Origin of the sequence: Sphingobium psychrophilum (genome assembly GCF_012927105.1) — a bacterium.
Classification (GTDB): Bacteria; Pseudomonadota; Alphaproteobacteria; order Sphingomonadales; family Sphingomonadaceae; genus Sphingobium; species Sphingobium psychrophilum.
Genome location: NZ_JABBFV010000006.1, coordinates 203,967 through 227,717 on the forward strand (window position 1 = coordinate 203,967; position 23,751 = coordinate 227,717).

The 23,751-nt window shown below is 64.7% G+C and carries 24 protein-coding genes and 1 tRNA gene; 12 read left to right on the plus strand and 13 right to left on the minus strand.

The annotated features are described in order from the left end of the window. Positions 1-4: 4 nt before the first annotated feature. The 6 genes from cobT to HHL08_RS10850 all read right to left on the minus strand — a co-directional run bounded on the left by cobT (position 5) and on the right by HHL08_RS10850 (position 6,257). Positions 5-1,831, minus strand: a complete 1,827-nt coding sequence (gene cobT / locus HHL08_RS10825; RefSeq protein WP_169573071.1) for a cobaltochelatase subunit CobT — start codon at positions 1,829-1,831, stop codon at positions 5-7. Then, the gene (locus HHL08_RS10830) at positions 1,828-2,610 is read right to left on the minus strand and encodes a tyrosine-protein phosphatase (protein WP_169573073.1); all 783 of its coding nucleotides are present in this window, start codon (positions 2,608-2,610) and stop codon (positions 1,828-1,830) included. Before HHL08_RS10830 ends, cobT begins: the two co-directional genes overlap by 4 nt. Then, on the minus strand, positions 2,607-3,026 hold the full coding sequence (locus tag HHL08_RS10835) for an OsmC family protein (RefSeq protein ID WP_169573075.1): 420 nt from the start codon (positions 3,024-3,026) through the stop codon (positions 2,607-2,609). The genes HHL08_RS10830 and HHL08_RS10835 overlap by 4 nt, the downstream gene beginning before the upstream one ends. Before the next feature lie 34 nt (positions 3,027-3,060). Then, on the minus strand, positions 3,061-4,068 hold the full coding sequence (cobS, locus tag HHL08_RS10840; protein ID WP_169573077.1) for a cobaltochelatase subunit CobS: 1,008 nt from the start codon (positions 4,066-4,068) through the stop codon (positions 3,061-3,063). A gap of 86 nt (positions 4,069-4,154) precedes the next feature. Next, a complete protein-coding gene (locus tag HHL08_RS10845) occupies positions 4,155-5,447 on the minus strand; it encodes an Hsp70 family protein (RefSeq protein WP_169573079.1) in 1,293 nt (430 codons plus the stop codon). Positions 5,448-5,636: 189 nt separating this feature from the next. Then, positions 5,637-6,257, minus strand: a complete 621-nt coding sequence (locus tag HHL08_RS10850) for a J domain-containing protein (RefSeq protein WP_169573081.1) — start codon at positions 6,255-6,257, stop codon at positions 5,637-5,639. Between the two features lie 45 nt (positions 6,258-6,302). On the opposite strand from HHL08_RS10850, the gene HHL08_RS10855 reads away from it, so the two are divergent. From HHL08_RS10855 to HHL08_RS10865, 3 genes are read left to right on the plus strand one after another with little or no spacing between them, the layout of a single operon-like run. After that, positions 6,303-6,590 carry a BolA family protein gene (locus tag HHL08_RS10855; RefSeq protein WP_169573083.1) on the plus strand — a complete coding sequence of 96 codons (288 nt, stop codon included), beginning with the start codon at positions 6,303-6,305 and terminating at the stop codon, positions 6,588-6,590. Positions 6,591-6,647: 57 nt separating this feature from the next. Continuing rightward, on the plus strand, positions 6,648-7,355 hold the full coding sequence (locus HHL08_RS10860) for a glutathione S-transferase (protein WP_169573085.1): 708 nt from the start codon (positions 6,648-6,650) through the stop codon (positions 7,353-7,355). Continuing rightward, a complete protein-coding gene (locus HHL08_RS10865) occupies positions 7,352-8,257 on the plus strand; it encodes a pirin family protein (RefSeq protein ID WP_169573087.1) in 906 nt (301 codons plus the stop codon). The genes HHL08_RS10860 and HHL08_RS10865 overlap by 4 nt, the downstream gene beginning before the upstream one ends. Positions 8,258-8,316: 59 nt before the next feature. On the opposite strand, the gene HHL08_RS10870 is transcribed toward HHL08_RS10865, so the two are convergent. Next, positions 8,317-9,147: a zinc-ribbon domain-containing protein gene (locus HHL08_RS10870; RefSeq protein WP_169573088.1), complete on the minus strand. Its 831-nt coding sequence runs from the start codon at positions 9,145-9,147 to the stop codon at positions 8,317-8,319. Positions 9,148-9,316: 169 nt separating this feature from the next. Between HHL08_RS10870 and ftsE the strand changes: the two genes are divergently transcribed. From ftsE to HHL08_RS10890, 4 genes are read left to right on the plus strand one after another with little or no spacing between them, the layout of a single operon-like run. Then, positions 9,317-10,030: a cell division ATP-binding protein FtsE gene (gene ftsE / locus HHL08_RS10875; RefSeq protein WP_169573090.1), complete on the plus strand. Its 714-nt coding sequence runs from the start codon at positions 9,317-9,319 to the stop codon at positions 10,028-10,030. Next, on the plus strand, positions 10,030-10,935 hold the full coding sequence (locus tag HHL08_RS10880) for a cell division protein FtsX (protein WP_169573213.1): 906 nt from the start codon (positions 10,030-10,032) through the stop codon (positions 10,933-10,935). Before ftsE ends, HHL08_RS10880 begins: the two co-directional genes overlap by 1 nt. Continuing rightward, entirely contained in the window at positions 10,932-11,465 is a 534-nt protein-coding gene (locus HHL08_RS10885; RefSeq protein ID WP_169573092.1) for a YdcF family protein, read from the plus strand. The genes HHL08_RS10880 and HHL08_RS10885 overlap by 4 nt, the downstream gene beginning before the upstream one ends. A gap of 13 nt (positions 11,466-11,478) precedes the next feature. Next, positions 11,479-12,186, plus strand: coding sequence for a lysophospholipid acyltransferase family protein (locus HHL08_RS10890; RefSeq protein ID WP_169573094.1), 708 nt, complete (start codon positions 11,479-11,481; stop codon positions 12,184-12,186). On the opposite strand, the gene HHL08_RS10895 is transcribed toward HHL08_RS10890, so the two are convergent. Both HHL08_RS10895 and hisC read right to left on the minus strand, forming a co-directional pair. Next, positions 12,180-13,085, minus strand: coding sequence for a prephenate/arogenate dehydrogenase family protein (locus HHL08_RS10895; protein WP_169573096.1), 906 nt, complete (start codon positions 13,083-13,085; stop codon positions 12,180-12,182). The genes HHL08_RS10890 and HHL08_RS10895 overlap by 7 nt on opposite strands. Before the next feature lie 4 nt (positions 13,086-13,089). After that, positions 13,090-14,199, minus strand: coding sequence for a histidinol-phosphate transaminase (hisC, locus tag HHL08_RS10900; RefSeq protein WP_169573098.1), 1,110 nt, complete (start codon positions 14,197-14,199; stop codon positions 13,090-13,092). 498 nt (positions 14,200-14,697) lie between these two features. Between hisC and HHL08_RS10905 the strand changes: the two genes are divergently transcribed. The 3 genes from HHL08_RS10905 (at position 14,698) to metW (ending at position 17,474) form a co-directional block, all read left to right on the plus strand. Continuing rightward, positions 14,698-15,387 (plus strand): hypothetical protein, encoded by a 690-nt coding sequence (locus HHL08_RS10905; RefSeq protein WP_169573100.1) that lies wholly within the window; start codon positions 14,698-14,700, stop codon positions 15,385-15,387. A 345-nt stretch (positions 15,388-15,732) separates the two neighbouring features. Then, entirely contained in the window at positions 15,733-16,884 is a 1,152-nt protein-coding gene (gene metX / locus HHL08_RS10910; RefSeq protein ID WP_169573102.1) for a homoserine O-acetyltransferase MetX, read from the plus strand. Beyond that, a complete protein-coding gene (gene metW, locus HHL08_RS10915) occupies positions 16,881-17,474 on the plus strand; it encodes a methionine biosynthesis protein MetW (RefSeq protein WP_169573104.1) in 594 nt (197 codons plus the stop codon). Before metX ends, metW begins: the two co-directional genes overlap by 4 nt. Positions 17,475-17,486: 12 nt before the next feature. Here metW and HHL08_RS10920 read toward each other — a convergent pair whose 3' ends face one another. Together HHL08_RS10920 and ubiA are read right to left on the minus strand one after the other, a co-directional pair. Beyond that, the gene (locus HHL08_RS10920; protein WP_169573105.1) at positions 17,487-18,941 is read right to left on the minus strand and encodes a phospholipase D-like domain-containing protein; all 1,455 of its coding nucleotides are present in this window, start codon (positions 18,939-18,941) and stop codon (positions 17,487-17,489) included. After that, on the minus strand, positions 18,938-19,861 hold the full coding sequence (ubiA, locus tag HHL08_RS10925) for a 4-hydroxybenzoate octaprenyltransferase (RefSeq protein ID WP_169573107.1): 924 nt from the start codon (positions 19,859-19,861) through the stop codon (positions 18,938-18,940). The genes HHL08_RS10920 and ubiA overlap by 4 nt, the downstream gene beginning before the upstream one ends. Before the next feature lie 94 nt (positions 19,862-19,955). Between ubiA and HHL08_RS10930 the strand changes: the two genes are divergently transcribed. Continuing rightward, positions 19,956-20,702 (plus strand): 16S rRNA (uracil(1498)-N(3))-methyltransferase, encoded by a 747-nt coding sequence (locus HHL08_RS10930; protein WP_169573109.1) that lies wholly within the window; start codon positions 19,956-19,958, stop codon positions 20,700-20,702. Between the two features lie 99 nt (positions 20,703-20,801). Next, positions 20,802-22,175 carry a glutamate--cysteine ligase gene (locus HHL08_RS10935; RefSeq protein ID WP_169573111.1) on the plus strand — a complete coding sequence of 458 codons (1,374 nt, stop codon included), beginning with the start codon at positions 20,802-20,804 and terminating at the stop codon, positions 22,173-22,175. A gap of 98 nt (positions 22,176-22,273) precedes the next feature. Here HHL08_RS10935 and HHL08_RS10940 read toward each other — a convergent pair whose 3' ends face one another. Together HHL08_RS10940 and HHL08_RS10945 are read right to left on the minus strand one after the other, a co-directional pair. After that, positions 22,274-23,575 carry a methyltransferase family protein gene (locus HHL08_RS10940; protein ID WP_169573114.1) on the minus strand — a complete coding sequence of 434 codons (1,302 nt, stop codon included), beginning with the start codon at positions 23,573-23,575 and terminating at the stop codon, positions 22,274-22,276. Positions 23,576-23,651: 76 nt separating this feature from the next. Continuing rightward, a tRNA-Phe gene (locus HHL08_RS10945) sits at positions 23,652-23,727 on the minus strand. Between the last annotated feature and the right edge of the window lie 24 nt (positions 23,728-23,751).

The window sequence follows — 23,751 nt, forward strand, 5'->3', positions numbered from 1 at the left end:
TTCGTCAATCCTCGTCGAACAATCCGGCCAGCTGCTCCACCATCGTCCCACCCAGCTGCTCGGCATCCATGATCGTCACGGCGCGCTTGTAATAGCGCGTCACGTCATGACCGATACCGATCGCCACCAGTTGCACCGGCGAACGGTTCTCGATCCAGTCGATCACCTGGCGCAAATGCCGCTCCAGATAGGTGCCGCTGTTCACCGACAGGGTCGAATCGTCCACCGGCGCACCGTCGGAGATCACCATCAGGATGCGGCGTTCCTCCTGCCGCGCGATCAGCCGGCTATGCGCCCATAGCAGCGCCTCGCCGTCGATATTTTCCTTCAGCAGCCCTTCGCGCATCATCAGGCCCAGATTCTTGCGCGCCCGTCGCCATGGATCGTCGGCCTTCTTGTAGACGATATGGCGCAGGTCATTGAGCCGCCCCGGCATCGGTGGCCGTCCGGCGGCCAGCCATTCCTCGCGGCTCTGCCCGCCCTTCCACGCCCGCGTGGTAAAGCCCAATATCTCGGTCTTGACCCCGCACCGCTCCAGCGTGCGCGCCATGATGTCGGCGCTGATCGCTGCGATGCTGATCGGTCGCCCGCGCATCGATCCGCTATTGTCGATCAGCAGCGTGACGACCGTATCGCGAAACTCGGTATCGCGCTCGCTCTTGTAGGACAGCGAATGGGTGGGATCGATCACGATCCGCGCCAGCCGCGCCGCGTCCAGCATCCCCTCTTCTTGGTCGAAGTCCCACGACCGCGACTGCTGCGCCATCAAACGGCGCTGCAGGCGGTTGGCCAGCTTGGTGACGGCCCCCTGCAAACTGACCAGCTGCTGGTCGAGGAAGCCGCGCAGCCGCACCAGCTCGTCCTCGTCGCACAGCTCTTCGGGGCTGACGACCTCGTCGAACTTCAGCGTATAGGCCTTATAATCGAAACCGGGCGGCAGGTCGGACAGCGGCCGGTTGGGGCGGACCGGCATCATGCCTTCCTCGCCCATATCGTCCGCGCCTGCATCGCTGTCGGCGTCGAACTCGTCGCTATAGTCGGTGTCGCCCTCTTCGGTGTCGCCGCCTTGGTCCTCCGCGCGGGCTTCGGCGTTCATGTCGCTGTCGCCGGACTCGTCCTGGCCGCTGTCGCCTTCGTCCTGCTGTTCTTCCTGCTCTTCGCTCTCTTCCTGCGATTCGGGCTCTTCCGTATCGGGCGGCACATCGGCGTCGATCAGTTGCAGATGCTCCAGCATCGCCGTGGTCAGCCGCTGGAAGGCGCGCTGGTCGTCAATCGCCAGGCCCAGCGCGTCGAGATCGCTGCCTGCCTTGTCCTCAATCCACTGATCGACCATGGCGACGCCAGCCGCCACATCCTTGGGGATCGCCTGGCCCGTCAGCCGCTCGCGCACCTTGAGCGCCAGCGCGGTCGATAACGGCACCTCGTCGGCGGATCGCGCCCGGCGGATCGCGTCGGATTTTAGCCGCAGGTCGAGCGCATGGTTGAGGTTGGCGCGCACACCCTCCATCGACCGCGAACCGATCGCCTCGACCCGCGCCTGCTCTACCGCATCGAACACCGCGCGCGCGACCGCTTCTCCGGGGGCGGAGTGGGCATGAACCTTGGCGTTATGATGGCGCAGCTTGAGTGCGGACGCATCGGCGAAACCGCGTGCCAACGCCACCTGATCGGCGGGCAGGGCGCGACTGGGCGTCGGCACCTTGATCGCCTTGCCCGCAGCATGGGGCGTATCGGCGGTGAAGCCGACCTCCACTTCCGCGTCGCGCGTCATCGCCCGCGCCGCGCCGGACAGCACATCCTTGAATGCGTCGAGGGGAGAGCGTTCGGTCATGCTTCCAGCAACGCTTCGCACAAGGCCGCCCGTGCGGCCGCATCGACGCCCAGCACATCGCGCAAATAGCCGTCGATGCCGCCATGCATCGCATCGAACTGCGCGAACAACGCCTCCAGATAGGCCGCGTCGGCGATCAGCAGCGGCTCCACCACATCGGCCCTGGCCTGTTGCAGCTTGCTCAGATGGCTCTCGCCCTGCGCCAGCCGCCACGCCCAGTCGGCATGGCTGTTGGTCAGCAGATAATCCTCGACGATGACGTCGCGCGACACGCCAAGCGCCGCCAGGATCATCGCCGCGCCCGCGCCGGTACGGTCCTTGCCGGCCGAACAGTTGATCAGGATAGGCAGCCGCCCGTCCAGCATCTGCGCGAACATAGCGCGATAGGCTTCCGCATGATCGGTCGCGATCTCATGATAGACGTTCAGCATCGCTGCCCGCATATCCGCGGCGGTCGTTCGATCTTCACGCACCAGGTCCATCAGCACGCCGGTCGCGCCGCTATAGTCGCGGCAATAATAATCGACGTCTGCGTCATGCCAACTGGTCGGTTCGGACCTGCGTTCGCCGGGACGGCGGAAATCGCATATCGCCCGGATGCCCAGCGACTGTAATTGCGCGCTGTCATCTGGCGTCAGCAGCGCCATCGTGCCCGATCGGTACAGCATGCCGCGGCGCACCCGTCGGCCGTCCACCGTCGGATAGCCGCCGAAATCGCGCAGGTTGAACGCACTCGCCAGCGGCAATCCGCGCCGTTCCATCGTCGACGCGCCGCTCATGGCCGCTCCGCCTCGCCGACGCGAGGCACCGCGATCGTCTCGATCTGTGTCTCGACCTCGGCCATCAGCTTGTGGACCGGGCATTTGGCGGCGACCGCGATCAGCTTGTCGTGCTGCTCGTCGCTCAACGGCCCCGTCACCGCGATGCGGGTGGTCAGCTTATAGATGCCCTTGCGTTCCTGGCTCGCATCGCGGACCACGCCGACATGGATGCCCTCCACAGGAATGGCGTTGCGCTGCGCATACCACAGCATCGTCATCGCCTTGCACGCACCCAGCGCGGCATCATACAGGTCATGGGGGTCCGGCCCGGCGTCATCGCCATCGGGCGCGGACATGTCCGCGACGATCTCATGCCCCCGGATGCTGATCCGGTGCGCGGTGCCGCTATTGTCGATCCGTTCGACGACGATCATCGGAAACTCCCGCCAAAATGGCCGGTGCGAACGGTCAGTTCGCCCGGCTCGCCACGCTCTCCGGCAGATCCTTGCCGAACACGCGCTGATAATATTCCGCGACCAGCGCCCGCTCGGCCTCGTCGCATTTGTTGAGGAAGCTCAACCGGAACGCGAAGCCGACATTCTTGAAGATCAGCGCATTCTGCGCCCAGCTGATTACGGTACGGGGCGACATGACGGTCGAAATATCGCCATTGATGAAGCCCTGCCGCGTCAGTTCGGCGACCTTGATCATGCTCTCGACTTCCTTGCGGCCGCCCTCATGATCATATTCGCCGGACTTGGCGAGGACCACCTGCGCCTCGGTCGCGGCGGGCAGATAGTTCAGGGCCACGACCAGATTCCACCGGTCCATCTGGCCCTGGTTGATCTGCTGCGTACCATGATACAGGCCCGTCGTGTCGCCCAGACCCACCGTGTTGGCGGTCGCGAACAGGCGGAAATGCGGGTTCGGGCGGATCACGCGATTCTGATCCAGCAGCGTCATCTTGCCATCCGTCTCCAGCACGCGCTGGATCACGAACATCACGTCGGGGCGACCGGCATCATATTCGTCGAACACCAGAGCGACCGGGCGCTGCAACGCCCATGGCAACAGGCCTTCCTTGAACTGCGTCACCTGCTGCCCGTCCTGCAACACGATCGCGTCGCGCCCGACCAGGTCGATGCGGCTGATATGCGCGTCCAGGTTGATGCGGATGCACGGCCATCTCAGGCGCGCGGCGATCTGTTCGATATGGCTCGACTTGCCGGTGCCATGATAGCCCTGCACCATGACGCGGCGGTTGAACGCAAAGCCGGCCAGAATCGCCAGCGTCGTGTCCGGGTCGAACACATAGGCGGGGTCCAGGTCGGGCACGCGCTCGTCAGCCTGGCTGAACGCCGGGATCTTCATATCGACGTCGATGCCGAACACGTCGCGCGCATCCACTTCGCGGTCGGGCGCATCCAGCAGCGTTTCGGCGCGGGTATCAGGCTGGACGTTGGAAATATCGGTCATCGGGTCATCATCTTCCTGCGAGTCATGTCCGCCCTAAACGATCCATGAAGGCGATGTCGAGAGAGTGGGGGCAAGGCGCGCCCGGATCAAGCTGCCCATTCCGCCAAATTGGCTTCCTCGCCGATCAGCGCCAGTCCGTGAGCGATGGAGGTCAGTTCGCCCCCGGTCGCCAGCCTATCCTGCCCGAAACGGCGGCGGAAAATGTCGCGGATCGCTGGAATGAGGGACGATCCGCCGGTCAGGAACACCCGGTCGATGGTATCAGGCGCGACGTTGGCCTTGGCCAGCGCCTTGTCCACCGTCTCTTCGATTCGGGCGATATCGGGCGCGATCCAGCATTCGAAATCGACGCGCGTGACCTGTTGCTCGATCTCCAGCCCGCCGCCCGAAAAGCGGAAGGTGGCGCTTTCGCTCTCGGACAACGCCCGTTTCAGTGCGCCGACCGCATCATAGAGCGGATAGCCCAGTTCCTTTTCGATCACGGTCATCATCCGCCCGATCGCCACCGGCACCTTCGCAGTCTTCTGCAACCGCGCCAGTTCGTCCATCGTGCGCCGGTTGCGCATCAGGGCAAGGCGCGACCAGTCGGCGAAATCGGCGAAATAGCTGCGCGGTATCTCCAATTCCTTGCCGAAGCTCTGGTAACTGCCGCCCTTGCCCAGCATCGGCAGCACCAGATGATCGAGGATGCGATAGTCGAACCGGTCGCCCGCCAGCCCAATACCGGTCGACCCCAGCGGAACGCAACGCCGCGCCGCGCCCGGCGCCTCGACCCGGACCAGCGAAAAGTCGCTGGTGCCGCCGCCGAAATCCGCGACCAGGATGGTCGCCGCCTCGGTCAGCCGGCTGGCATAGCTGAACGCTGCGCCCAATGGCTCATAGACATAATGAACTTCCGTGCCGAACCCGGCGAACATCGCGTCATAGCGCTTGCGCGCCAGCGCTTCGTCTGGGCGCGATCCGGCATATTCGACCGGTCGCCCGACGACGATCCGTTCGGGGCGCTTGTCGAGCGCGCCGCCGGCATGGCCGATCATCCGGTTGAGGAACATCTGCCCCAATTCCTCGAAGCGGAATCGCTTCTCGAACACATTGGCGGTTTCGAACACGGGACTTGCCGCCACCGACTTGAACGATTGCAGGAAGCGGCTGTCTTCGGGATATTCCATATATTCCGCGATCGCCCACGGCCCCGCCTCATGCGCCATGCCGCCCTTGACCGCCTCGTCATGCCAGAAGCAGAGCGCTGATCGGAACACCGCGCCAGTGGCCTCTTTCCCGGCAAATTCCACCAGCCGCGATTCCCCGCCGCCCGCCAGCGCAGCCACGCTGTTGGTCGTGCCGAAATCGAGGCCCAGTGCGCGCGGCACCTGCTGCATGAACATCTCCGGGGTTTTTGAAAGGCCGCGCGCTATGACAGCCCGATCGGACCGGGGCAAGGGCTGCGCTGTCCTACATCATGCAGCTCTGGTATAGACATGACCCGCGCTTGTCCCGGTCCACCATGCTCGCAGTAAAATTTCCTATCACTGTACGATAATGTCGAAACATGCGGGAAAAGTGCGAAGTTAAGCGAACACCGCCGCCTTCTTCAAATGCCCATAGGCTTCGATCACGCTTTGCAATGCGCCTTCATGGCTGCGATCGCCGCCATTATGATCGGGATGGTAGCGGCGCAGCAACGCGGTGTAACGGGTGCGCAGCGCCTTGCGATCGGCGTCGATCTCCAGCCCCATCACCGACAACGCCTTGCGATCCTCGCCGGACAGGAATTTGCCGTCCTGCCGCACCTGCGCATCCGCCCGCGCCTTGGCCATCCGTTCCTTGAATTTCGCGCCGATCGCATCGAGCGGATCGACGAAATCCGCCCATTTGGGCGACGGGCTATGCGCATTGGCGGAAAAGGCACGCGTCTCCCGCTCCCACCCGGCATAGGGGCGCTGCGCTGCGGCGATCTCGTCCGGGGTCATGCCGGTGAAGAAATTATAGCCCTGGTTGAACGCTTTGACATGCTCCAGGCAGAACCAGCGCCAGCGCGGTCCTTCGTCGCCCGGCCGGGCGCTGCCTTCGGCGGGTGGCGCGCGGAACTCGCCCGGTTCCGGGCATCCGGGCGCGGCGCAGGGGCGGTCGCCTTCCACCCGGCCATGGAAGCGGTTGAAACGGCGCGTCGAGAAAGGATCGGTAGACAAGCAAGTCCTGATGCAAGTGGCGGCAAAGCAGCCTATATAGGGGACATGACCACAGACCTCAAAGGCCCCGTTGCCACAGAAATCGAAGCGCGGCTGCGCGCCGCCCTGTCGCCCGACCATCTCGCCGTCATCGACGACAGCGAAAAGCATCGCGGCCATGCCGGCCATGACGGATCGGGCGAAAGCCATTTCACGGTTGAAATCATCTCGCCTCTATTCACCGGCCAGACCCGCGTCGCCCGCCAGCGGCTGGTCAACGCCGCGCTCGCCGACCTGCTGGCGGAAAAGGTCCACGCCCTCGCCATCAAAGCGCGTGCGCCCGGCGAGGAGTGAGACTTTACGCTGCGGCCGGACGTTCCCCTTGCGTCGCGCAGCAAGGAGTATCCACCCATGGCCTATGATTTCTGGTATTGGCCTACCATAGCGGGCCGCGGCGAATTTGTCCGACTGACGCTGGAGGCCTGCGGCATCGCCTATCGCGACCGCGCGCGGGAGGACGGCGCTGACGCGCTGATGGCCGACATAGCGGATCATGCGCGCGGCCCGGCCTTTGCGCCGCCCTATCTCGGCATGGATGGCATCACCGTCGCCCAGACCGCGAACATTCTGTTCTACCTCTCTGAACGGCATGATTGTGGACCGTCCGGCATGAAGAGCCGCTATTGGCTCGCCCAACTCCAGCTCACCATCATGGATTTGGTGGCGGAGGCGCACGACGTCCATCATCCAATCGGCGTCGATCTCTATTATGAGGATCAGAAGCCTGAATCGCTGCGCCGCGCACATGGCTTTCGCCACCAGCGCATCCCCAAATTTCTCGACTATTTCGAATATGCTCTCCAATCCGAAGCCGGTGACTGGCTGGCCGGCGGGCGCTGGAGCTATGCCGACCTTTCGCTATTCCATCTGGTCGCCGGCCTGCGCTACTCCTTTCCCCAGCGCATGGCGACGCTGATGCCCGGTTATCCCGAACTGGACGCCTTGCACGACAGGGTTGTGGCCTTGCCCGAATTGCAGGACTATCTATCCAGCGACCGGCGGCTCCCCTTCAGCCAGGAGGATGTGTTCCGCCATTATCCCGAACTGGATGCCCCATGACTGCAGATGATCTGATCCTCCAGACGATCACGCCCACCACCCACAATCTAGGCGATTTCCGGGTGCATCGCTCCCTCCCGGTAAAGGGCCGCACCATGGTCGGCCCCTTCATCTTCTTCGATCAGGCGGGGCCGGCAAAGATTGGCGCGGGCCATGGCGTGGACGTCCGCCCGCACCCGCATATCAACCTCGCCACCGTCACCTACATGTATGAAGGCGCTTTCCTCCACCGCGATTCGCTCGGCACCGAACAGTTGATCGAGGCGGGGGCGGTCAACCTGATGACCGCGGGCAAGGGCATCGTCCATTCGGAGCGTTCGCCCCAAGAAGATCGCATCAAGGAATCGAAGCTGTCCGCGATCCAGACCTGGCTCGCCCTGCCCGACCGCTATGAGGAAATGGACCCGGCCTTCGAGCATGTGGGCGAAGGCGGGATGCCCGTCATCGACGATGGCCATGTCCGTGCCCGCGTCATCATGGGATCGCTCTGGGGCGAGACGTCGCCGGTCACGACCTATGCCCAGACCATCTATGCCGACATCCAGCTGTCGCCCGGCGGTCGCATCGCCATCGATCCGTCCGCCGACGAACGCGCCATTTACGTCTCTGGCGGCGACGCCATGCTCGATGGCCTGATGCTCATACCCCAGACGCTCTACGTCCTGCGGCCCGGCACATCCGCCACCCTGATGAGCGTCGATGGCGGCCGGGTGGTGCTGTGCGGCGGGGAGGCTTTCACCTCGCCACGCCATGTCTGGTGGAATTTCGTGTCGTCACGGCCCGACCGGCTGATGCAAGCGCGCGAGGATTGGGAAGCGATGCGCTTCCCCCTCATCCCCGGCGACGATCAGGAGTTCATCCCCATTCCGCAGGGCCGCCCGAAAACGGTCAGCTACCCCTGATCGACACAATAAGGGCAGGGGCGGGCGAACGTCCGCCGCCTGCCTAACTGCCCACCGCCTTACTGTACGAACGTCAGCGACAGATTCTCGGCGTTTTTGGGAATGTCGATCCGGCTCTCGTTGATCGACGCTTCTTCGCCGGGCTTCAGGCGGCTCTTGTCCGCCTTGGTGGTCCAGCTGAACACCAGGCGGTTCTGCCGGTCACGCAACTGCACCAGCACCGGCGGCACTGGCAGCGCCTGCGTTCCGCTGTTCACGATCCGCGCGCCGAAGGCGAAATATTCCTCTCCGGTCGGCAGCTTGCGCCGCTCGGCTGGCTTGGACAGGTAGAAGAGCAGGTCCGGATCGCCCTCTTCGCCGACCAGCCCTATCGACACCATCCAGGCGGGCGGTCCAAAATAGAAGAACGCCCCACCCGCCGCCGCGACGATCAGACAAAAGCCGATAGCGGCATAGGTCCAAAGCTTGAGCGGATTGCGGCGCGCCTTGAAGGGCGGCGCGGGTGCGAAGCGGCTTTCCTCGACCGGATTGGAGGGCGCGCCGGCATAGATGTCGTCGAAGCGGTTTTCCGCGGGGGCCGCGACCGGCGGCGCTTCGGCCGCAGGTGCTTCCTCGACCGCGACAGGCGCAACCGCAGCCATGTCGGGATCGACCACTGGCGGAATGGGCGGCGGGGGAGGCGCTGGCGCAGCGACGGGCGGCGGCGGAACCGGCGCGGGCGCAACGGGTGCGGCGATCGGAGCAGGCGGCGCTTCGCGCTCCGGCAGGGACGGCGGTTCCTGGAACCAGCTATGCTTGCACGCGGCGCAACGCACCTGGCGGCCGCTCGTACCAACCGCACTGTCCGGCACGACATAGCGCGTCGCGCAATTAGGGCACACCAGGATCATGATGCTTCATAGGCATGGCAGGGACTCGCACGCAAGCGGTCAACGACGGCCGGTGCAAATCGACCGCGACTCGCGGCGATATGCGGCGCGGGCTTTACGGCGGGCCGCCCGCTGTGCCATGGCTGATGCTTCGATACGCAGGGAGCGCGACGGCGCGATATTTCAAGACATGTCGGCCATCGTCCAGTTCGAAAATGTCGGCCTGCGCTATGGTCTGGACAGCGAGACGCTCTCCGACGTCAGCTTCTCGCTTGCCGGCGGCGGTTTCTATTTCCTGACCGGCGCATCGGGCGCGGGCAAGACGTCGTTGCTCAAGCTGCTCTACCTTGCCCAGCGGCCCAGCCGCGGCGTCATCCGCCTGTTCGGGGAGGATGTGGTCACGCTGCCCCGCAAGCGTCTGCCCGGCTTCCGCCGCCGCATCGGCGTGGTGTTTCAGGATTTCCGGCTCGTCCCCCATCTGTCCGCCTATGACAATATCGCCCTGCCGTTGCGGGTATCGGGCATGGAGGAGGGGGAGATCGACGCTCCCGTCGTCGAAATGCTGAACTGGGTGGGGCTGGGCGATCGCGGCCAGGCGCGCCCTGCCACTCTGTCGGGCGGGGAGCAGCAGCGCGTCGCCATTGCCCGCGCGGTGATCGGCCGCCCCGAAATCCTGATCGCGGACGAACCGACCGGCAACGTCGATGCCGACATGGCCCGCCGCCTGATGAGCTTGTTCGAAGCACTTAATCGCCTTGGCACCACCATCGTCGTCGCAACCCATGACCTGCCGCTGATCGCGCAAGTGTCGAGCGCCCATATGATGCGGCTGGACAAGGGGCGGCTCGCCGACCCGACCGGATCGCTGCGCTATCCGCCCCGCCCGCCGCAGGACAAGCCATGATGGCGACCCGCGCCGATCGCAGGGCTGCTGCTGCCGCGCGCCATCGCCTGCTGCCGGGCGGCCGACTGGCGGGGCCGATGCCCTGGATCATCGCGATCATGATGTTCCTGACCGTGCTGGCCGCGGCGGCCGCCCTTGGCCTGGGCGCTGCCGTCCGGTCGATGAGCGCCGATCTGGCCGGCCGCGCCAGCGTGCAGGTGGTGGAGGCCGACGCGCAGGCGCGCGACCAGCTCGCCGCCCGCACGTTGCAGTCGTTGCGAGGGGCCGACGGCGTGCGCGCCGCTGATCCGGTCGATCCGGCCAAATTGGCCGACCAGTTGCGTCCATGGCTCGGCGAAGCGGCGACCAGCGGCGACCTGCCGGTGCCGGCGCTGATCGACGTCATGCTGACGCCCGGCGATACCGACGCGAAGCTCGACCGCCTGCGGCGGCTGCTCAGCGGCCTGTCGCCCAAGCTGCGGATCGAACCCCATGCCGCCTTCCTGCTGCCGCTTGCCGGACTGCTGACGGCGCTTGGCTGGCTGGCCGCCGGGGTCGTGCTGCTGATGATCCTGGCGACCGGCGCGGTCGTGGTGCTGGCGGCGCGGGGCGCGCATGACAGCCATCGCGGCACGATCGACGTGCTGCACCTGATGGGGTCGACGGATGTCCAGATCGCGCGCCTGTTCCAGCGCCGCATCGGCATCGACGCGCTGATGGGCGGGGCGCTCGGCTTTTCCTTCGCGGCTTTGGTCATCCTGCTGATCGGCCTGCGGCTGTCGGCGACCGGATCGGACGTCGTCGGCGCGGTCAGCCTTGACACGCGCGGCTGGCTGTTGCTGGTGGCGCTGCCGATCTTCGGCGTCGTACTGGCGACTCTGACGGCGCGCTGGACCGTGCTGCGCGCGCTGGGCCGGGCGCTGTGATCGTCCGCTTGCTCGCCGTTACGCTGCTGGCCTGGATGCTGGGCTTCGTCTGGTTCGCCATCTTCCTGCCCCAGCCGCTCGACGGCCGCCGAACCGACGCCATCGTCGTGCTGACCGGCGGCGCGGGGCGTATCGACCGCGGCATCGCGCTGCTCCAGAGCGGCGCAGCCAAGCGGATGCTGATCTCCGGCGTCGATCGATCGGTCCGCCCGGTCGAGCTGGCGGCGGAATATAAGACGCCCGAAGCGCTGCTGAGCTGCTGCATCACGCTGGGCCGGGAGGCGATCGACACGCGCTCGAACGGTCTGGAAACCGCGCGCTGGCTGGAACGGCGCGATTACAAGACCGTGCGCCTCATCACCACCGACTGGCATATGCGCCGCGCCGCGCTGGAACTGCGCCAGGCACTGCCGGACGGCAAGGTCTCGATCGTTTATGACGCGGTGCCCAGCCGCCCCAGCCTCACCATATTGGCGCGTGAATATAATAAATATCTTCTCCGCCGCATCGCCGCGCTGATCGGCATCTGACGACAAGGCTTGCATGTTGACCGCGATCCGTTCCCTTCTTTTCACGCTCGTCTTTTATGTCGGCAGCCTGTTCATCGTGCTGTCCGCGCTGCTGTCGAGCTGGTTCATGCCGTCTTCGGTCCTGCCGATTGCGGCCGTGTGGAGCCGCTATCATCGCTGGTGCGCCCATTGGCTGCTGGGGCAAAGGGTGCGGGTGGAGGGCGACCTGCCGATCGGTCCCTATCTGTACATCATCAAACATGAATCGATGTTCGAGACGATCGACATATTGTGCCTGTTCAAAAGTCCCGCGGTGGGAGCCAAGCGGGAATTGTTCGACATTCCCATCTGGGGCCGGGTCGCGCAGGTCTATGGCCTGATCCCGATCGAGCGGACCGCCGGGGCGAGCGCGTTGCGGACGTTGCGGGCGGCGGCCAAGGATCGCATCGCGCAGGGGCGGCCGATCTGCCTCTTCCCCGAAGGCACCCGCGTCCCCCATGGCGAGGCGCCGCCGCTGCGGGCTGGCTTTGCCGGGCTTTACAGCCTGCTCGGCCTGCCGGTCGTGCCGATCGCCATCGACAGCGGCCGGGTGTCGCCGCGCGGCAAATTTCTCAAAAGCGCTGGCGTCATCACCTATAAGGTGGGGCAGATCGTGCCCGTCGGCCTGGACCGCCGGGAGGCGGAGCGGCAGGTCCATGCCGCGATCAACGCCCTGAACCCGCCATCGGCGCTGGATCAGTGAGAACGGCCGAAGTCGGGCTTGGCATCGTCCTGGCCCTGTTCGATGATCGACCGGCGGATCGCGCGGGTGCGGGTGAAAAGGTTGAACAGCGCGTCGCCGTCATTCCAGCGGATCGCCCGCTGCAAGGCGGATAGATCCTCCGAAAAGCGCTGGAGCATTTCCAGGACCGCATCCTTGTTCGCCAGGAACACGTCGCGCCACATGGTCGGGTCGGACGCGGCGATCCGGGTGAAGTCGCGGAAGCCGCCGGCCGAATATTTGATGACTTCGGACTGGGTGACATTTTCCAGGTCGCTGGCGGTGCCGACGATGGTGTAGGCGATCAGATGGGGCAGATGGCTGGTCACCGCCAGCACCAGGTCGTGATGCGCCGGGTCCATCGTCTCGACGTCCGCGCCCACGCGCCGCCATAGCTCGGACACCCGCTCCACAGCCGCCGGATCGGCATCGGCGGGCGGGGTGACGATGCACCAGCGGCCCTTGAACAGGGTGGCGAAGCCCGCCTCCGGCCCGCTATTTTCCGTGCCTGCGACCGGATGCGCCGGGATGATCGTCCGGCCCGGCAGCGCCGCATTCAGTTGCGCCAGCACGTCCGCCTTGCAGGAACCCACGTCGCTGATGATCGCGTCGAGGGGCAAGTCATCGACGATCTCCGCCGCCGCCGCGCCCATAGCGCGGACCGGCACGCACAATATGACCAGATCGGCATCCGTCACCGATGCGCCCGCCGTGTCGGTCACATCGTCGCACAGGTCGATGCGCCGGGCGATGTCTCGCACCGCCGGGTCGGCGTCATGCCCGGTGACGCGCACCGTCGGCATGTCCGCCCGGATCGCACGGGCGAGCGAGGAGCCGATCAGGCCCAGGCCGATGATGGTGACGCGGGCGAAAGGCAGCATCGCGTCAGGCCGATTCGGCCATGGCGCGCAGCTTGGTCGCGACGGCGCGGGTCTGCGCCTTCGTGCCGATGGTGATGCGCAGGCCGTTGGGCAGCCCCTGGCCGGGCAGCCAGCGGGTGGCATAGCCTTCGTCCCACAGCCCCTTCATCGCAGCCTCAGCGGTCAGCTTACCATCGAACAGGATCAGCAGGAAATTGGTCTTGCTGGGCACGACCCGCAGGCCGTGGTTGGACAGGGATGCGACCTCACCCGCCAGCCATTCGCGCCAGCGGGCGGTGTGGGTCCGGCTGAAGGCGACCCATTCGCTGTCATTGATCGCCGCGACCGCCGCTGCCTGTCCGGCGGTCGTCACGTTGAACGGCGCGCGGATGCGGTGGAGGATGTCGATCACCTCCGCGCTGGCATAGCCCCAGCCGATCCGTTCGGCGGCAAGGCCGTGGATTTTGGAGAAGGTGCGGGTGACGAAGATGTTGGATGCGTTTTTCGCCAGTTCCAGCCCGCCATCATCCTCATCCGCGTCCAGATATTCGGCATAGGCCTGATCGAGCACAAAGAGGATGTCGGGGCGCAGCCCGGCGTGGAGACGGGCGATCTCTGCGCGGCTGGTCATCGTGCCGGTCGGATTATTGGGGTTGGCGAGGAAGACGACCCTGGTCTTGTCCGTCACCGCCGCGAGCAGCGCATCGACGTCGGTGGCGTAATCCTTGTCCGGCGCGATCACCGGGGTCGCGCCCACGCGTCGCGCGGCGATGTCATAGACGGCAAAGCCGTAGCGGACATAAAGGATCTCGTCGCCCGGCCCGGCATAGGCGGAGGCGGCGATGTGCAGCAGTTCGTCCGATCCGGTGCCGTAGATGATCCGTTCGGGATCAAGCCCATGGACCGCGCCGATCGCCTCGCGCAGCTTCGTGGCGCCCGGATCGGGATAGGTGGCAAGGTCGGCCGTGGCGGCGACGAGGGCCGCCCGCGCGGCGGCGCCAGTGCCCAGCGGATTTTCATTGGCCGACAGTTTGATGAGCGGGCGGCCGTCATCGGTGGCGGACTTGCCCGGCACATAAGCGGAAATGCCGAGAATCCAGTCCTTGGGCGCAGGTTTTATAGCGGTCTGTGTCATGGAGCGCGGCTTTAGCGCCTTCCGCGCCAAAGGCAAAGTGGCAGGCAATATGGCGGTTTCGGCGCGACGAGCGAAGTTCACACCGTTGTCGGGCTTTTTGGACGAAAAGCCATGGGGAAGTCGTTGCAAAGACCCGGCTAGGCCCCGCCAGGGTAACGGATGGGTCACACCGACGCGCCTGTTGCGCGTCAGTGCCGCGACGGTCGTGCGCCGCGTCGGCAATGCGGCGGTGGCGCGGCGCGCATCGGGAGGAAAAGGCGGTTCCATCTGCCAGGATAGATCAGAGATTATCCTACATTGGAAGCCTGTTGGAACGGCGTTTTTGCGGACGAGAAGCGGTTGGTCTTTACGCGAATAATGCCAGCCATTCATTGTGGAATGTGGGATGCTCGGAAGCGGACGTTCATGGGAAACACCTGTTTGTCGCCAAATGCGGAAAGTTCAGCAACTTTTTAAGGGTAGAGCAGATATTGCGATCCTGCGTCTCAATTGGAGCGGATGGCAGGCATGATTTTCCGCTGTATTGTGATGGCTTGTATAGTGGCATTAGCAGGCTGTTCCACCTCCTTGCCAACCTTTCGTTACAGGCTAACCGTAGAGGTTGAGACACCTACCGGAATACGCAGCGGTTCTAGCGTCATTGAAGTGCTGACGGTCGATCAACGCAGTATTGGCATGTTACACCACCGTATCCTTGGTAATGCTGTAGCCATCAAACTCCCAGATGGCCGCTACATATTTGCATTATTGCGGGATAATGGACTAAACCCGACCAACTTCAAATCGGCAGCGCCCTTTTGGGCGTTCGATCACCAGCTTCCTGCCGACAGATCAAATTATCATCGGGTCCATCGTGCGCTTACGCAAGCGAAAGGAAAGGCAGAGCTTCCGCCAAAGCATTACCCTATGTTCGTAATATTCGAGAATATCAGGAGGCCCGAGACGGTAAGGGCAGTGCCTCCTGTTGATTTCAAAAGCGAACTTGGGGTGAAATTACATTCCGTCACTGTCGAAATCACCGATGATCCCGTCAACGACGATATTGCCTCGATTCTACCGTGGGCCGGTCCACAAATGAAAACTCAGCTGGATGGAGCATCAACAACAAATTCAGATGCACTCGCGAACAAGCTTGGTGTCCTAGATTTTCGCGCTTACGATTTTTGGTCATTGACGAAATCGCAGTGACGGCAAACACACGATTGTCAGGCGTAGTTCGGCAGTTTGAATGAACGGCGCTGCACGCCTGATTTGATGTTCGAAAAACACCGTCGGATTGTGAAAGCGCCCGACAACCCCACGGGCGGGGTTTTCCGTCGCCGTGAAACGGCCGCCATCGGGCTATACCTAGCCGTCCCGCAAGTCCCGCTTCCCCCCTTTCGACAAGGCCTTGGCGGCGCTCGCGGCAACGATGCTGGCCGGCGCGAGCGTCAGTGACCCGCTTCTCCCCCATCCCCACCGCGCCGGTTTGAGGCCGCCGATCGACGGCTCCGATTGACAGCGCCCGGTCGCGGTCCTAGCGCCGCTCAGGTCATGGCCAGCGTTCCCATCAGCGAAGACAGCCGGTTCGGCCTGCGTCGTCAGGCCCGCCTGACCACCCCCCTGAACCTGTCCAGCGGCGCGCGGCTGGGGCCGGTCGATATCGCCTATGAAACCTATGGCGCGATGAATGCGGACAAGTCCAACGTCATCCTGATCTGCCATGCGCTGACCGGCGATCAATATGTCGCATCCGACCATCCCGTCACTGGCAAGCCGGGCTGGTGGTGGCGGCTGGTGGGGGTAGGCAAGCCGGTCGATCCGGCGCGCCATTTCATCGTCTGTTCCAACGTCATCGGCAGCTGCATGGGGTCGAGCGGCCCGGCCAGCATCGATCCGGCGACGGGCGACCCGCACGCCATGCGCTTTCCGGTGCTGACCATCGCCGACATGGTGCGCGCGCAGGCGGCGTTGCTCGATCATCTGGGCGTGGAGCGGCTGAGCGCAGTCATCGGCGGGTCGATGGGGGGGATGCAGGCGCTGACCTGGCCCACGCTCTTCCCCGACCGGGTCGAAAGCTGCATCGTCATCGCCTCCACTGCGCGGCACAGCGCGCAGAATATCGCGTTCCACGAGGTCGGGCGGCAGGCGATCATGGCCGATCCGCACTGGCGCGGGGGCGATTATTATGCCGATGGGCAGGTGCCGAGCGCGGGGCTGGCCGTCGCGCGCATGGCCGCGCATATCACTTATCTGTCCGAAGCGGGCCTGACCGAGAAATTCGGGCGGCGATTGCAGGGGCGGCCGGAAAATCCGAACGGGGCCAAGACCTTCGGCTTCGACGCCGATTTCCAGGTGGAAAGCTATTTGCGGCATCAGGGGTTGAGTTTCGTCGAGCGGTTCGACGCCAACAGCTATCTCTACATCACGCGGGCGATGGACTATTATGACATTGCCGACGATCATGGCGGGTCGCTGGCCAAGGCGTTCACCGCCACCAAGGCGCGCTTCTGCCTCGTCAGTTTCGATACCGACTGGCTATATCCCACCGCCGAATCGCGGATCATCGTCCACGCGCTCAATGCGTCGGGCGCGCAGGCCAGTTTCGTGGAACTGTCCAGCCCGTTCGGCCATGACGCCTTCCTGCTGGAATGTCCCGAACTCAACCGGGTGGTGGACGGATTCCTGAAGGGCGGGCGGGCATGAGCGAGACGTTGCGGCCGGACCTGGCCCTGATCGCGCGGACCGTGCGGCAGGGCGCGCGGGTGCTGGACGTGGGCTGCGGCGACGGGGCGCTGATGGCGGCGTTGCGCGACAATGCCCAGGTCGATGCGCGCGGGCTGGAGATCGATGGCTCCAACGTCGCGGCTGCCGTGGGCCGCGGCCTGTCGGTGGTGCAGGGCGACGCTGACACCGACCTTGGCTATTATCCCGACGCCAGTTTCGATTATGCGATATTGAGCCAGACACTCCAGACGACGCGGCGGCCCGACCTGGTGGTGGAGGAATTGCTGCGCATCGGCGGGCAGGCGTTCGTGTCCTTCCCCAATTTCGCGCATTGGCGCGGGCGGATTTCGCTGCTCTGGGGCGGGCGGATGCCGGTGACGCGGCTGCTGCCCGACACCTGGTATGATACGCTCAACATCCATCATGTGACGGTCGACGATTTCCGGGCGCTGGTGAAGGAGCGGGGCTGGACCATAGATGGCCAATGGTTCCTGAAGGGCGACAGGGAAACCACCCATGCCAACGCGAACCTGTTCGCCGAGCATGCCGTGTTCCTGCTGCGCAAATAGCCCCGACGGACGTCAGTTGCGGCCGAACCAGCCCTTCATCCGGCGGAACAGGCCGCGTTCGCTGACCGCCTCGAACATCTCCTCCGGTCCTTCGGGGTCCAGCACTTCATTGTCCGCGATCCACGCCTGCACGTCGTTGAGGTCCGGGGTCACATAGGGGCGCAGCGTCCGGCCCGGCTTCTGCCGCAATTCCTCTATCCCCGCGACCAGCCCGCGTTCGGCGATCACCGCCGACACCCGCTCGGCGGGCAGGTCGAGATGCTCGGCGATCAGGTCGTCGCGGATCTTGAGGATCGTCGCCTGCCGCCCGTCATTGCCGGGTAGCTGCGTGTCGATACAAATGTCGCATTCGGTGTCCAGCCGCATCGACCGGTTGTTCATATTGGACGATCCGACCCGGATCAGCCGGTCATCGACGATCAGCACCTTGGCATGGACATAGATGGGCGCGCCGCGCTGGGTGAAGGGGTGATATATGCGGAAGCGGCCGTGCGGATCGCGGCTCTTGAGCGCTTCATACAGCCGCGCGCGCGCCGTATCCATCGCCTGCTGCTCCAGCCAGCCGTCGGCCTGCTCTGGATTGACGATGACGATATCCGGCCCGTCCGCCTCGGCCAGCCGCTTCACAATCGCTTCGGCGATGCGGCGCGACGCGAAATATTGGCTTTCGGCATAGATATGCCGCTTCGCCGCCGCGATCTGGTTCAGGTAGAGCCGCTCGATCTCGATCAGTTCGTCCTGGTCGTCCATCTTCGGTGCGCTGCGGGCGATGGCGATATCGACGCCTTCGAACTGCACCGGCAACTTGTCGGGCCAGCAATCCTGCACGCCCTCGATCGGCTCCAGCGGATCGCCGCCCGCGCCCGCCCAGCGGTTACGCGCATGTTCGCCCAGCGCCGCCGCGATCGGGCCGGATAGGGCCGTGGTCGCGTCATGCCAGGGACCATAAGGCGATCCGTCGGGATGATGCCGACCCGGCTCCTCGTCGCGATGATGGCGCGTGTCCCACCGATCGCCGGTCATATCGATGCCGCCGCAGAAAGCGAAGCAATCGTCGATCACCACGATCTTCTGATGGTGCGAGGCGGCGGGCGGGTGATGGCTGTCCAGCTTCACGGTGACGCGCGGATGGGCCATCCATTTCAGCGTCGTGAACAGGTTGGTCGGCCGCACCATCGACTTCATGGCGCCGACATCCCAGCGCAATAGGAAAATCTCCAGTTCGGGCGTGCGGTCCACCAGCCAGCTGATGAAATCGCCGATTACCGCAGGCGCGCCGTCATCGACCTCATCTTCGCGGATCAGGCTGATCGCGGCGTCGAAATCCCAACCGATCAGCATGATCCGCCGCTTGGCCTTGATCATCGCGGCGCGGGCATTGCGGAAATAATTGTCGGCGTCGATGATGACGCTTGCCCGCTCGGCGCGTGCAATGCGCCAGCAATCTTCCCCCGGCTGCGGCGTCATGCGACGCTGCTCCCCACGACCAGACAACCCAGAAACATCAGCAACCCCGCAAAACGATTGGACCGGAATTTGGACAGTGGATCGACGCCATCCTCCTTAAGCGTCGCAACTTGCCACAGCAGATGCGCGGCGATCGGCAGCAGCGCGGCGAGCGCCAGCATCTGGCCCTGCACCTGCCAGATGGCGCAGGCCCATAAAGCCAGCGCCAGCGTATAGCAGAGCGTCACGCCGCCCCGCACATACCGCCCCATCGACAAGGCGCTCGATCCGATTCCGATCAGCGCATCATCCTCCCGGTCTTGCAGCGCGTAGATGGTGTCATAGCCCACCACCCAGAAAATGGTTCCCGCATAGAGCAGCAGGCCGGGCAGGCTGAGCGCGCCCATGACCTCGCTCCACCCGACCAGCGCCGCCCAGGAAAAGACCAGCCCCAGCCAGACCTGCGGCCAGCCGGTGATCCGCTTCATGAAGGGATAGGCCGCCACCAGCGCCAGGCTACCGAGCGCCACGACCTGCGCGTAACGCTGCAACTGCAACAACACGATCAGGCCGATAAGGCACAGCGCTAGCAGCCAGGCCCAGGCCACCTTAACCGACATCGCCCCGCTCGCCAGCGGCCGGGCGGCGGTGCGCGCCACTTTGCGGTCGAGGTCGCGATCGACAATATCGTTGAACACGCAGCCCGCGCCCCGCATCGCGATGCTGCCCAGCAGCAGCCAGCCGATCAGCGGCCAGCGGGCCAGGCCGCCGCCCGCCAGCGCCACGGCCCAGGCGCCCGGCCAGAACAGCAGCCACCAGCCGATCGGCCGGTCGAACCGCGCCAGTTGCGCCAATATGCGCGGCGTGTCCGGCAGGCGCGCCAGCAGGCCGCGCGCTTCGCTGTCGGGGACGATCACCTGTTTAACCGTCGTCTGATTCACCGTGACTCCGTTCGCATGAGCTTGTGGAAGCCCGCCTCTTCTCTTTAGGGAAGAACGGGCCGACCACAAGCGCGGCCGAACCGGAAGAGACAAAATGACCGCAACGCCCGCCTGGCCGCCACAAAGCGCGCCGCGACTCCATGTCGAAACCCAGTTGGGGGAGGGGGTCGCGGTGCCGATCGACGGCAATCCGGCCCATTATCTGATCAGCGTCATGCGGGTGAAACCCGACGACATCGTCCTTTTGTTCGATGGCCGGTCGGGCGAATGGGCGGCGCGGGTCCGCGACATCCGCAAGCGCGATCTGGTGCTGGACTGTGTGCAACAGACCAAGCCGCCCGAACATGTGCCCGATTTCTGGCTCTGCTGCGCGCCGATCAAGAAGGGGCGGATCGACCTGATCGCGGAAAAGGCGTGCGAATTGGGCGTCGCCCGGCTCCAGCCGGTGCTCACCCGCCGCGCGGTGGTGGACAAGCTGAACCTCGACCGGCTGCACAGCCATCTGGTTGAGGCGGCTGAGCAATGCGGCCGCACCGCGCTGCCCGATCTGGCCGACATGGTGAAGCTCGACGCCTTGCTCAAAAGCTGGCCGGCCGATCGCCACCTGTTTTTCGCCGACGAAACCGGCGGCGCAGCGCTGGACGCCACGCTGCGCGCCCATCCCGGTCCCGCCGCCTTCCTGGTCGGGCCGGAGGGCGGATTCGATCCTGCCGAGCGCGACGCGATCCGCGCCACGCCGGGCGCGGTGCCGGTATCGCTTGGCCCGCGCATCCTGCGCGCGGAAACCGCCGCGCTCGCCGCGACGGCGGCCTGGATGGCGCTGAATGGCGACTGGAATTAGTTTCATTCCGCTATTGGATTGAAGCGCTCAAGGCCAAGCCCTATGTGGTGATCGCCCGACTTTGTTTGACGGGCCAAGGGGAAGCAGTAAGGGCGGGGCATGAGCACTAGAACCGACTCCGGGGACCATGATCCCGTCATCGAGAATCGCGACCAACTGATCGCGGCCTTTTCCAAAGGCGAAAAGCCCAAGGACCGCTGGCGGATCGGGACCGAGCACGAGAAATTCGTCTATAATCGCCGCGACCATCACGCCCCCTCCTATGAAGAAAAGGGCGGCATCCACACGCTGCTGATTGGCCTGACCCGCTATGGCTGGAACCCGGTGTTCGAGGGCGAGAATATCATCGCCCTGTCCGGCACCGACGGCACGATCAGCCTGGAACCGGCGGGCCAACTGGAATTATCGGGCGCGCCGCTCGAAAATCTGCACCAGACCTGCGCCGAAACCGGCCGCCATCTGGAACAGGTGAAATATGTCGGCGACATGCTGGGCTTGGGCTTTTTGGGCCTGGGCATGTGGCCGGACAAGACGCGCGCCGAATTGCCGATCATGCCCAAGGGGCGTTACGAGATCATGCTGCGGCACATGCCGCGCGTGGGGTCGATGGGCCTCGACATGATGCTGCGCACCTGCACCATCCAGACCAATCTGGACTATGGCAGCGAAGCCGATATGGCGCAGAAATTCCGTACCTCGCTGGCGCTGCAACCGCTGGCCACCGCGCTGTTCGCCAATTCGCCCTTTACCGAAGGCAAGCCCAATGGCTTCCTGTCCTATCGCAGCCATATCTGGTCGGACACCGATCCGGGCCGCACCGGGATGCTGCCCTTCGTGTTCGAAGACGGCTTTGGCTATGAACGCTATGCCGACTATGCGCTCGATGTGCCGATGTACTTCGTCTATCGCGACGGCAAATATATCGATGCGTCGGGCCACAGCTTCCGCGATTTCCTCGACGGCAGGTTGTCCGTCCTGCCCGGCGAAAAGCCCACGGAAAAGGATTGGGAGGATCATCTCTCCACCGCCTTCCCAGAAGTGCGGATGAAGAGCTTCCTAGAAATGCGCGGCGCCGATGGCGGGCCGTGGAACCGCATCTGCGCGCTGCCGGCGCTGTGGGTGGGCCTGCTTTACGATCAGGGCGCGCTCGACGCGGCGTGGGACGTGGTCAAGGACTGGACCATGGAGGAACGGCAGATATTGCGCGATTCCGTGCCGAAACTGGGGCTGGACGCGCCGATCGGTGGCGGTCGCAAGTTGCGCGATATTGCGGCGCAGGTCGTCGATATCGCCCGTTCCGGCTTGGCATCGCGCGCGCGCCTCAACGGCGCCGGCGACAATGAAACCGGCTATCTGTCGTTTCTGGACGAAGTGGTCGCGTCCGGCAAGACCAACGCCGAACGGCTGCTCGAACGCTATCATAGCGAATGGCAGGGCGATCTGAGCAAGGTCTATGAGGAAGAGAGTTTCTGAGGGACGCTGTTTTCCGGCGCAGGCCGGAATCCAGTCCTGCCGTTGCGGTAAAGCGCCGCGGCGGAACTAGGCTCCGGCCTTCGCCGGAGCACATTTTTCTATTCTGCCGGCTGTGGCGCGATCGCTGCCGTCTCGTGCTTCTTCCCCGTCACCCAGGCGAAGAAGCGCGGCACCGGCGCGTGGCGCTCCATCCAGTCGCTATAGGCGCGATAGTCGGGGTCGGCCGACAGATGCTGCTCCTCGGTCTTCGCGCGCCAATAATAGACCGCATTGGTCAGCCCCAGCATCGCGCAATTGCGTACCATGTCCGCCAGCGATCCGCTGACCGACAGGAAAGGCAGGGCGGAAAACCACCAGAACAGGTTCTTAGACAGATAGGCCGGGTGCCGCGTCCAGCGATAGGGACCATGGGTCAATATGCCGCGATGGGTCAGGTTGGAAAAGCGCAGGCCGAACGCCACCGTCGCCCAGGCGTAGAGCGCCGTCAGCAGCACCAGCCAGCCGCCCAGCAGCCATTGCAGCGCGCTCGACCCCTGCGTCCAATGGTCCCACTCGGCACCGCCGGCATGATAGTCGAGCGGCCCGCCACCGCCCATCAGCACGAAGGGCGGGTAGCAGATCAGCGCCGCCAGCCAGCCGCTCAGGAAAGGATTGGCGGTGCGGATGTGCGAATCCAGCGGCTTGAAGGTCAGGATGTAGCCGACCGTCGCCAGGCAGACGTCGATCATGAACATGACCGCGATCAGGAAGCCGGCCAACGCGATCGGATTGTCCAGCGCGTCCTCGATCCGCCATTCGACCACGCTGGCGAAATTGCCCGGCACGATCGACACCATGAAGGCTAGGAAGAAGCCCTTCACCGCCCAGGCGCGGGCATGGTGACCGACCTGAACCATGTCGGCCTGCCCCGCCACGCCGCCGATCACCCATTGGCCAAAGCTGAAGCAGGCGTCCTTTGGCTCCACCAGCCGCCGGTCGATCCAGATGATATAGGGTACGGACAGGGCCAGCAGCCATGGCGCGGCCGCCATGAACAAATCCATCGAAAAGCGGTAATTGCCGCTCCAATACCAGCGCGCGATGCAATAGAAGATGGCGATGGCGAGCCAGGTCGCCCATAGCCCGGCGATCTTGACGATGCTGATGTCCAGCACGTCGCGCACGCTCCGCGCTGGCCCGCGCCAATCGATCCCGGTCGATGCGTTGCGATGCACCTTGTCCACGATCAGCGACCACAGCACCATGGGCAGCCCGCAAGCGACCACGGCGGCCAGGCCCGCATTGGGCCCGTTCATGCCATAATGGCGCGCCACCAGCGTCCAGAGGCCAAGGCCCATCAGGCCGGCGATGCCGACACCATGGCTGACGGCGGATTTCGGACAGGGGTCGGCCTTGCTCATATCCGCGGCTGTAGCGCGAAATGGTAAGCAAGCGGTGAACCAGCTCCTGCGGCTGGTCGATCGATATGGGGGAATGTGGTGCCCGGGGACGGATTCGAACCGCCGACACTGCGATTTTCAATCGCATGCTCTACCAACTGAGCTACCCGGGCAGGGGTCTTCGGCAGGAGGCTCCC

Coding starts and splice junctions, on each gene's coding strand:
- HHL08_RS10830 (WP_169573073.1), bottom strand. CDS start 2,610: ATGAGCGGCGCGTCGACGATGGAACGGCGCGGATTGCCGCTGGCGAGT.
- HHL08_RS10855 (WP_169573083.1), top strand. CDS start 6,303: ATGACCACAGACCTCAAAGGCCCCGTTGCCACAGAAATCGAAGCGCGG.
- hisC (WP_169573098.1), bottom strand. CDS start 14,199: ATGACACAGACCGCTATAAAACCTGCGCCCAAGGACTGGATTCTCGGC.
- HHL08_RS10845 (WP_169573079.1), bottom strand. CDS start 5,447: ATGCAGCAGGTGCCGCGCGCACTGGGCCTCGATTTCGGCACGACCAAC.
- ftsE (WP_169573090.1), top strand. CDS start 9,317: ATGTCGGCCATCGTCCAGTTCGAAAATGTCGGCCTGCGCTATGGTCTG.
- HHL08_RS10880 (WP_169573213.1), top strand. CDS start 10,030: ATGGCGACCCGCGCCGATCGCAGGGCTGCTGCTGCCGCGCGCCATCGC.
- metW (WP_169573104.1), top strand. CDS start 16,881: ATGAGCGAGACGTTGCGGCCGGACCTGGCCCTGATCGCGCGGACCGTG.
- HHL08_RS10920 (WP_169573105.1), bottom strand. CDS start 18,941: ATGACGCCGCAGCCGGGGGAAGATTGCTGGCGCATTGCACGCGCCGAG.
- HHL08_RS10935 (WP_169573111.1), top strand. CDS start 20,802: ATGAGCACTAGAACCGACTCCGGGGACCATGATCCCGTCATCGAGAAT.
- HHL08_RS10865 (WP_169573087.1), top strand. CDS start 7,352: ATGACTGCAGATGATCTGATCCTCCAGACGATCACGCCCACCACCCAC.
- HHL08_RS10940 (WP_169573114.1), bottom strand. CDS start 23,575: ATGAGCAAGGCCGACCCCTGTCCGAAATCCGCCGTCAGCCATGGTGTC.
- HHL08_RS10860 (WP_169573085.1), top strand. CDS start 6,648: ATGGCCTATGATTTCTGGTATTGGCCTACCATAGCGGGCCGCGGCGAA.
- cobS (WP_169573077.1), bottom strand. CDS start 4,068: ATGACCGATATTTCCAACGTCCAGCCTGATACCCGCGCCGAAACGCTG.
- cobT (WP_169573071.1), bottom strand. CDS start 1,831: ATGACCGAACGCTCTCCCCTCGACGCATTCAAGGATGTGCTGTCCGGC.
- HHL08_RS10835 (WP_169573075.1), bottom strand. CDS start 3,026: ATGATCGTCGTCGAACGGATCGACAATAGCGGCACCGCGCACCGGATC.
- HHL08_RS10870 (WP_169573088.1), bottom strand. CDS start 9,147: ATGATCCTGGTGTGCCCTAATTGCGCGACGCGCTATGTCGTGCCGGAC.
- metX (WP_169573102.1), top strand. CDS start 15,733: ATGGCCAGCGTTCCCATCAGCGAAGACAGCCGGTTCGGCCTGCGTCGT.
- HHL08_RS10890 (WP_169573094.1), top strand. CDS start 11,479: ATGTTGACCGCGATCCGTTCCCTTCTTTTCACGCTCGTCTTTTATGTC.
- HHL08_RS10905 (WP_169573100.1), top strand. CDS start 14,698: ATGGCAGGCATGATTTTCCGCTGTATTGTGATGGCTTGTATAGTGGCA.
- HHL08_RS10930 (WP_169573109.1), top strand. CDS start 19,956: ATGACCGCAACGCCCGCCTGGCCGCCACAAAGCGCGCCGCGACTCCAT.
- HHL08_RS10895 (WP_169573096.1), bottom strand. CDS start 13,085: ATGCTGCCTTTCGCCCGCGTCACCATCATCGGCCTGGGCCTGATCGGC.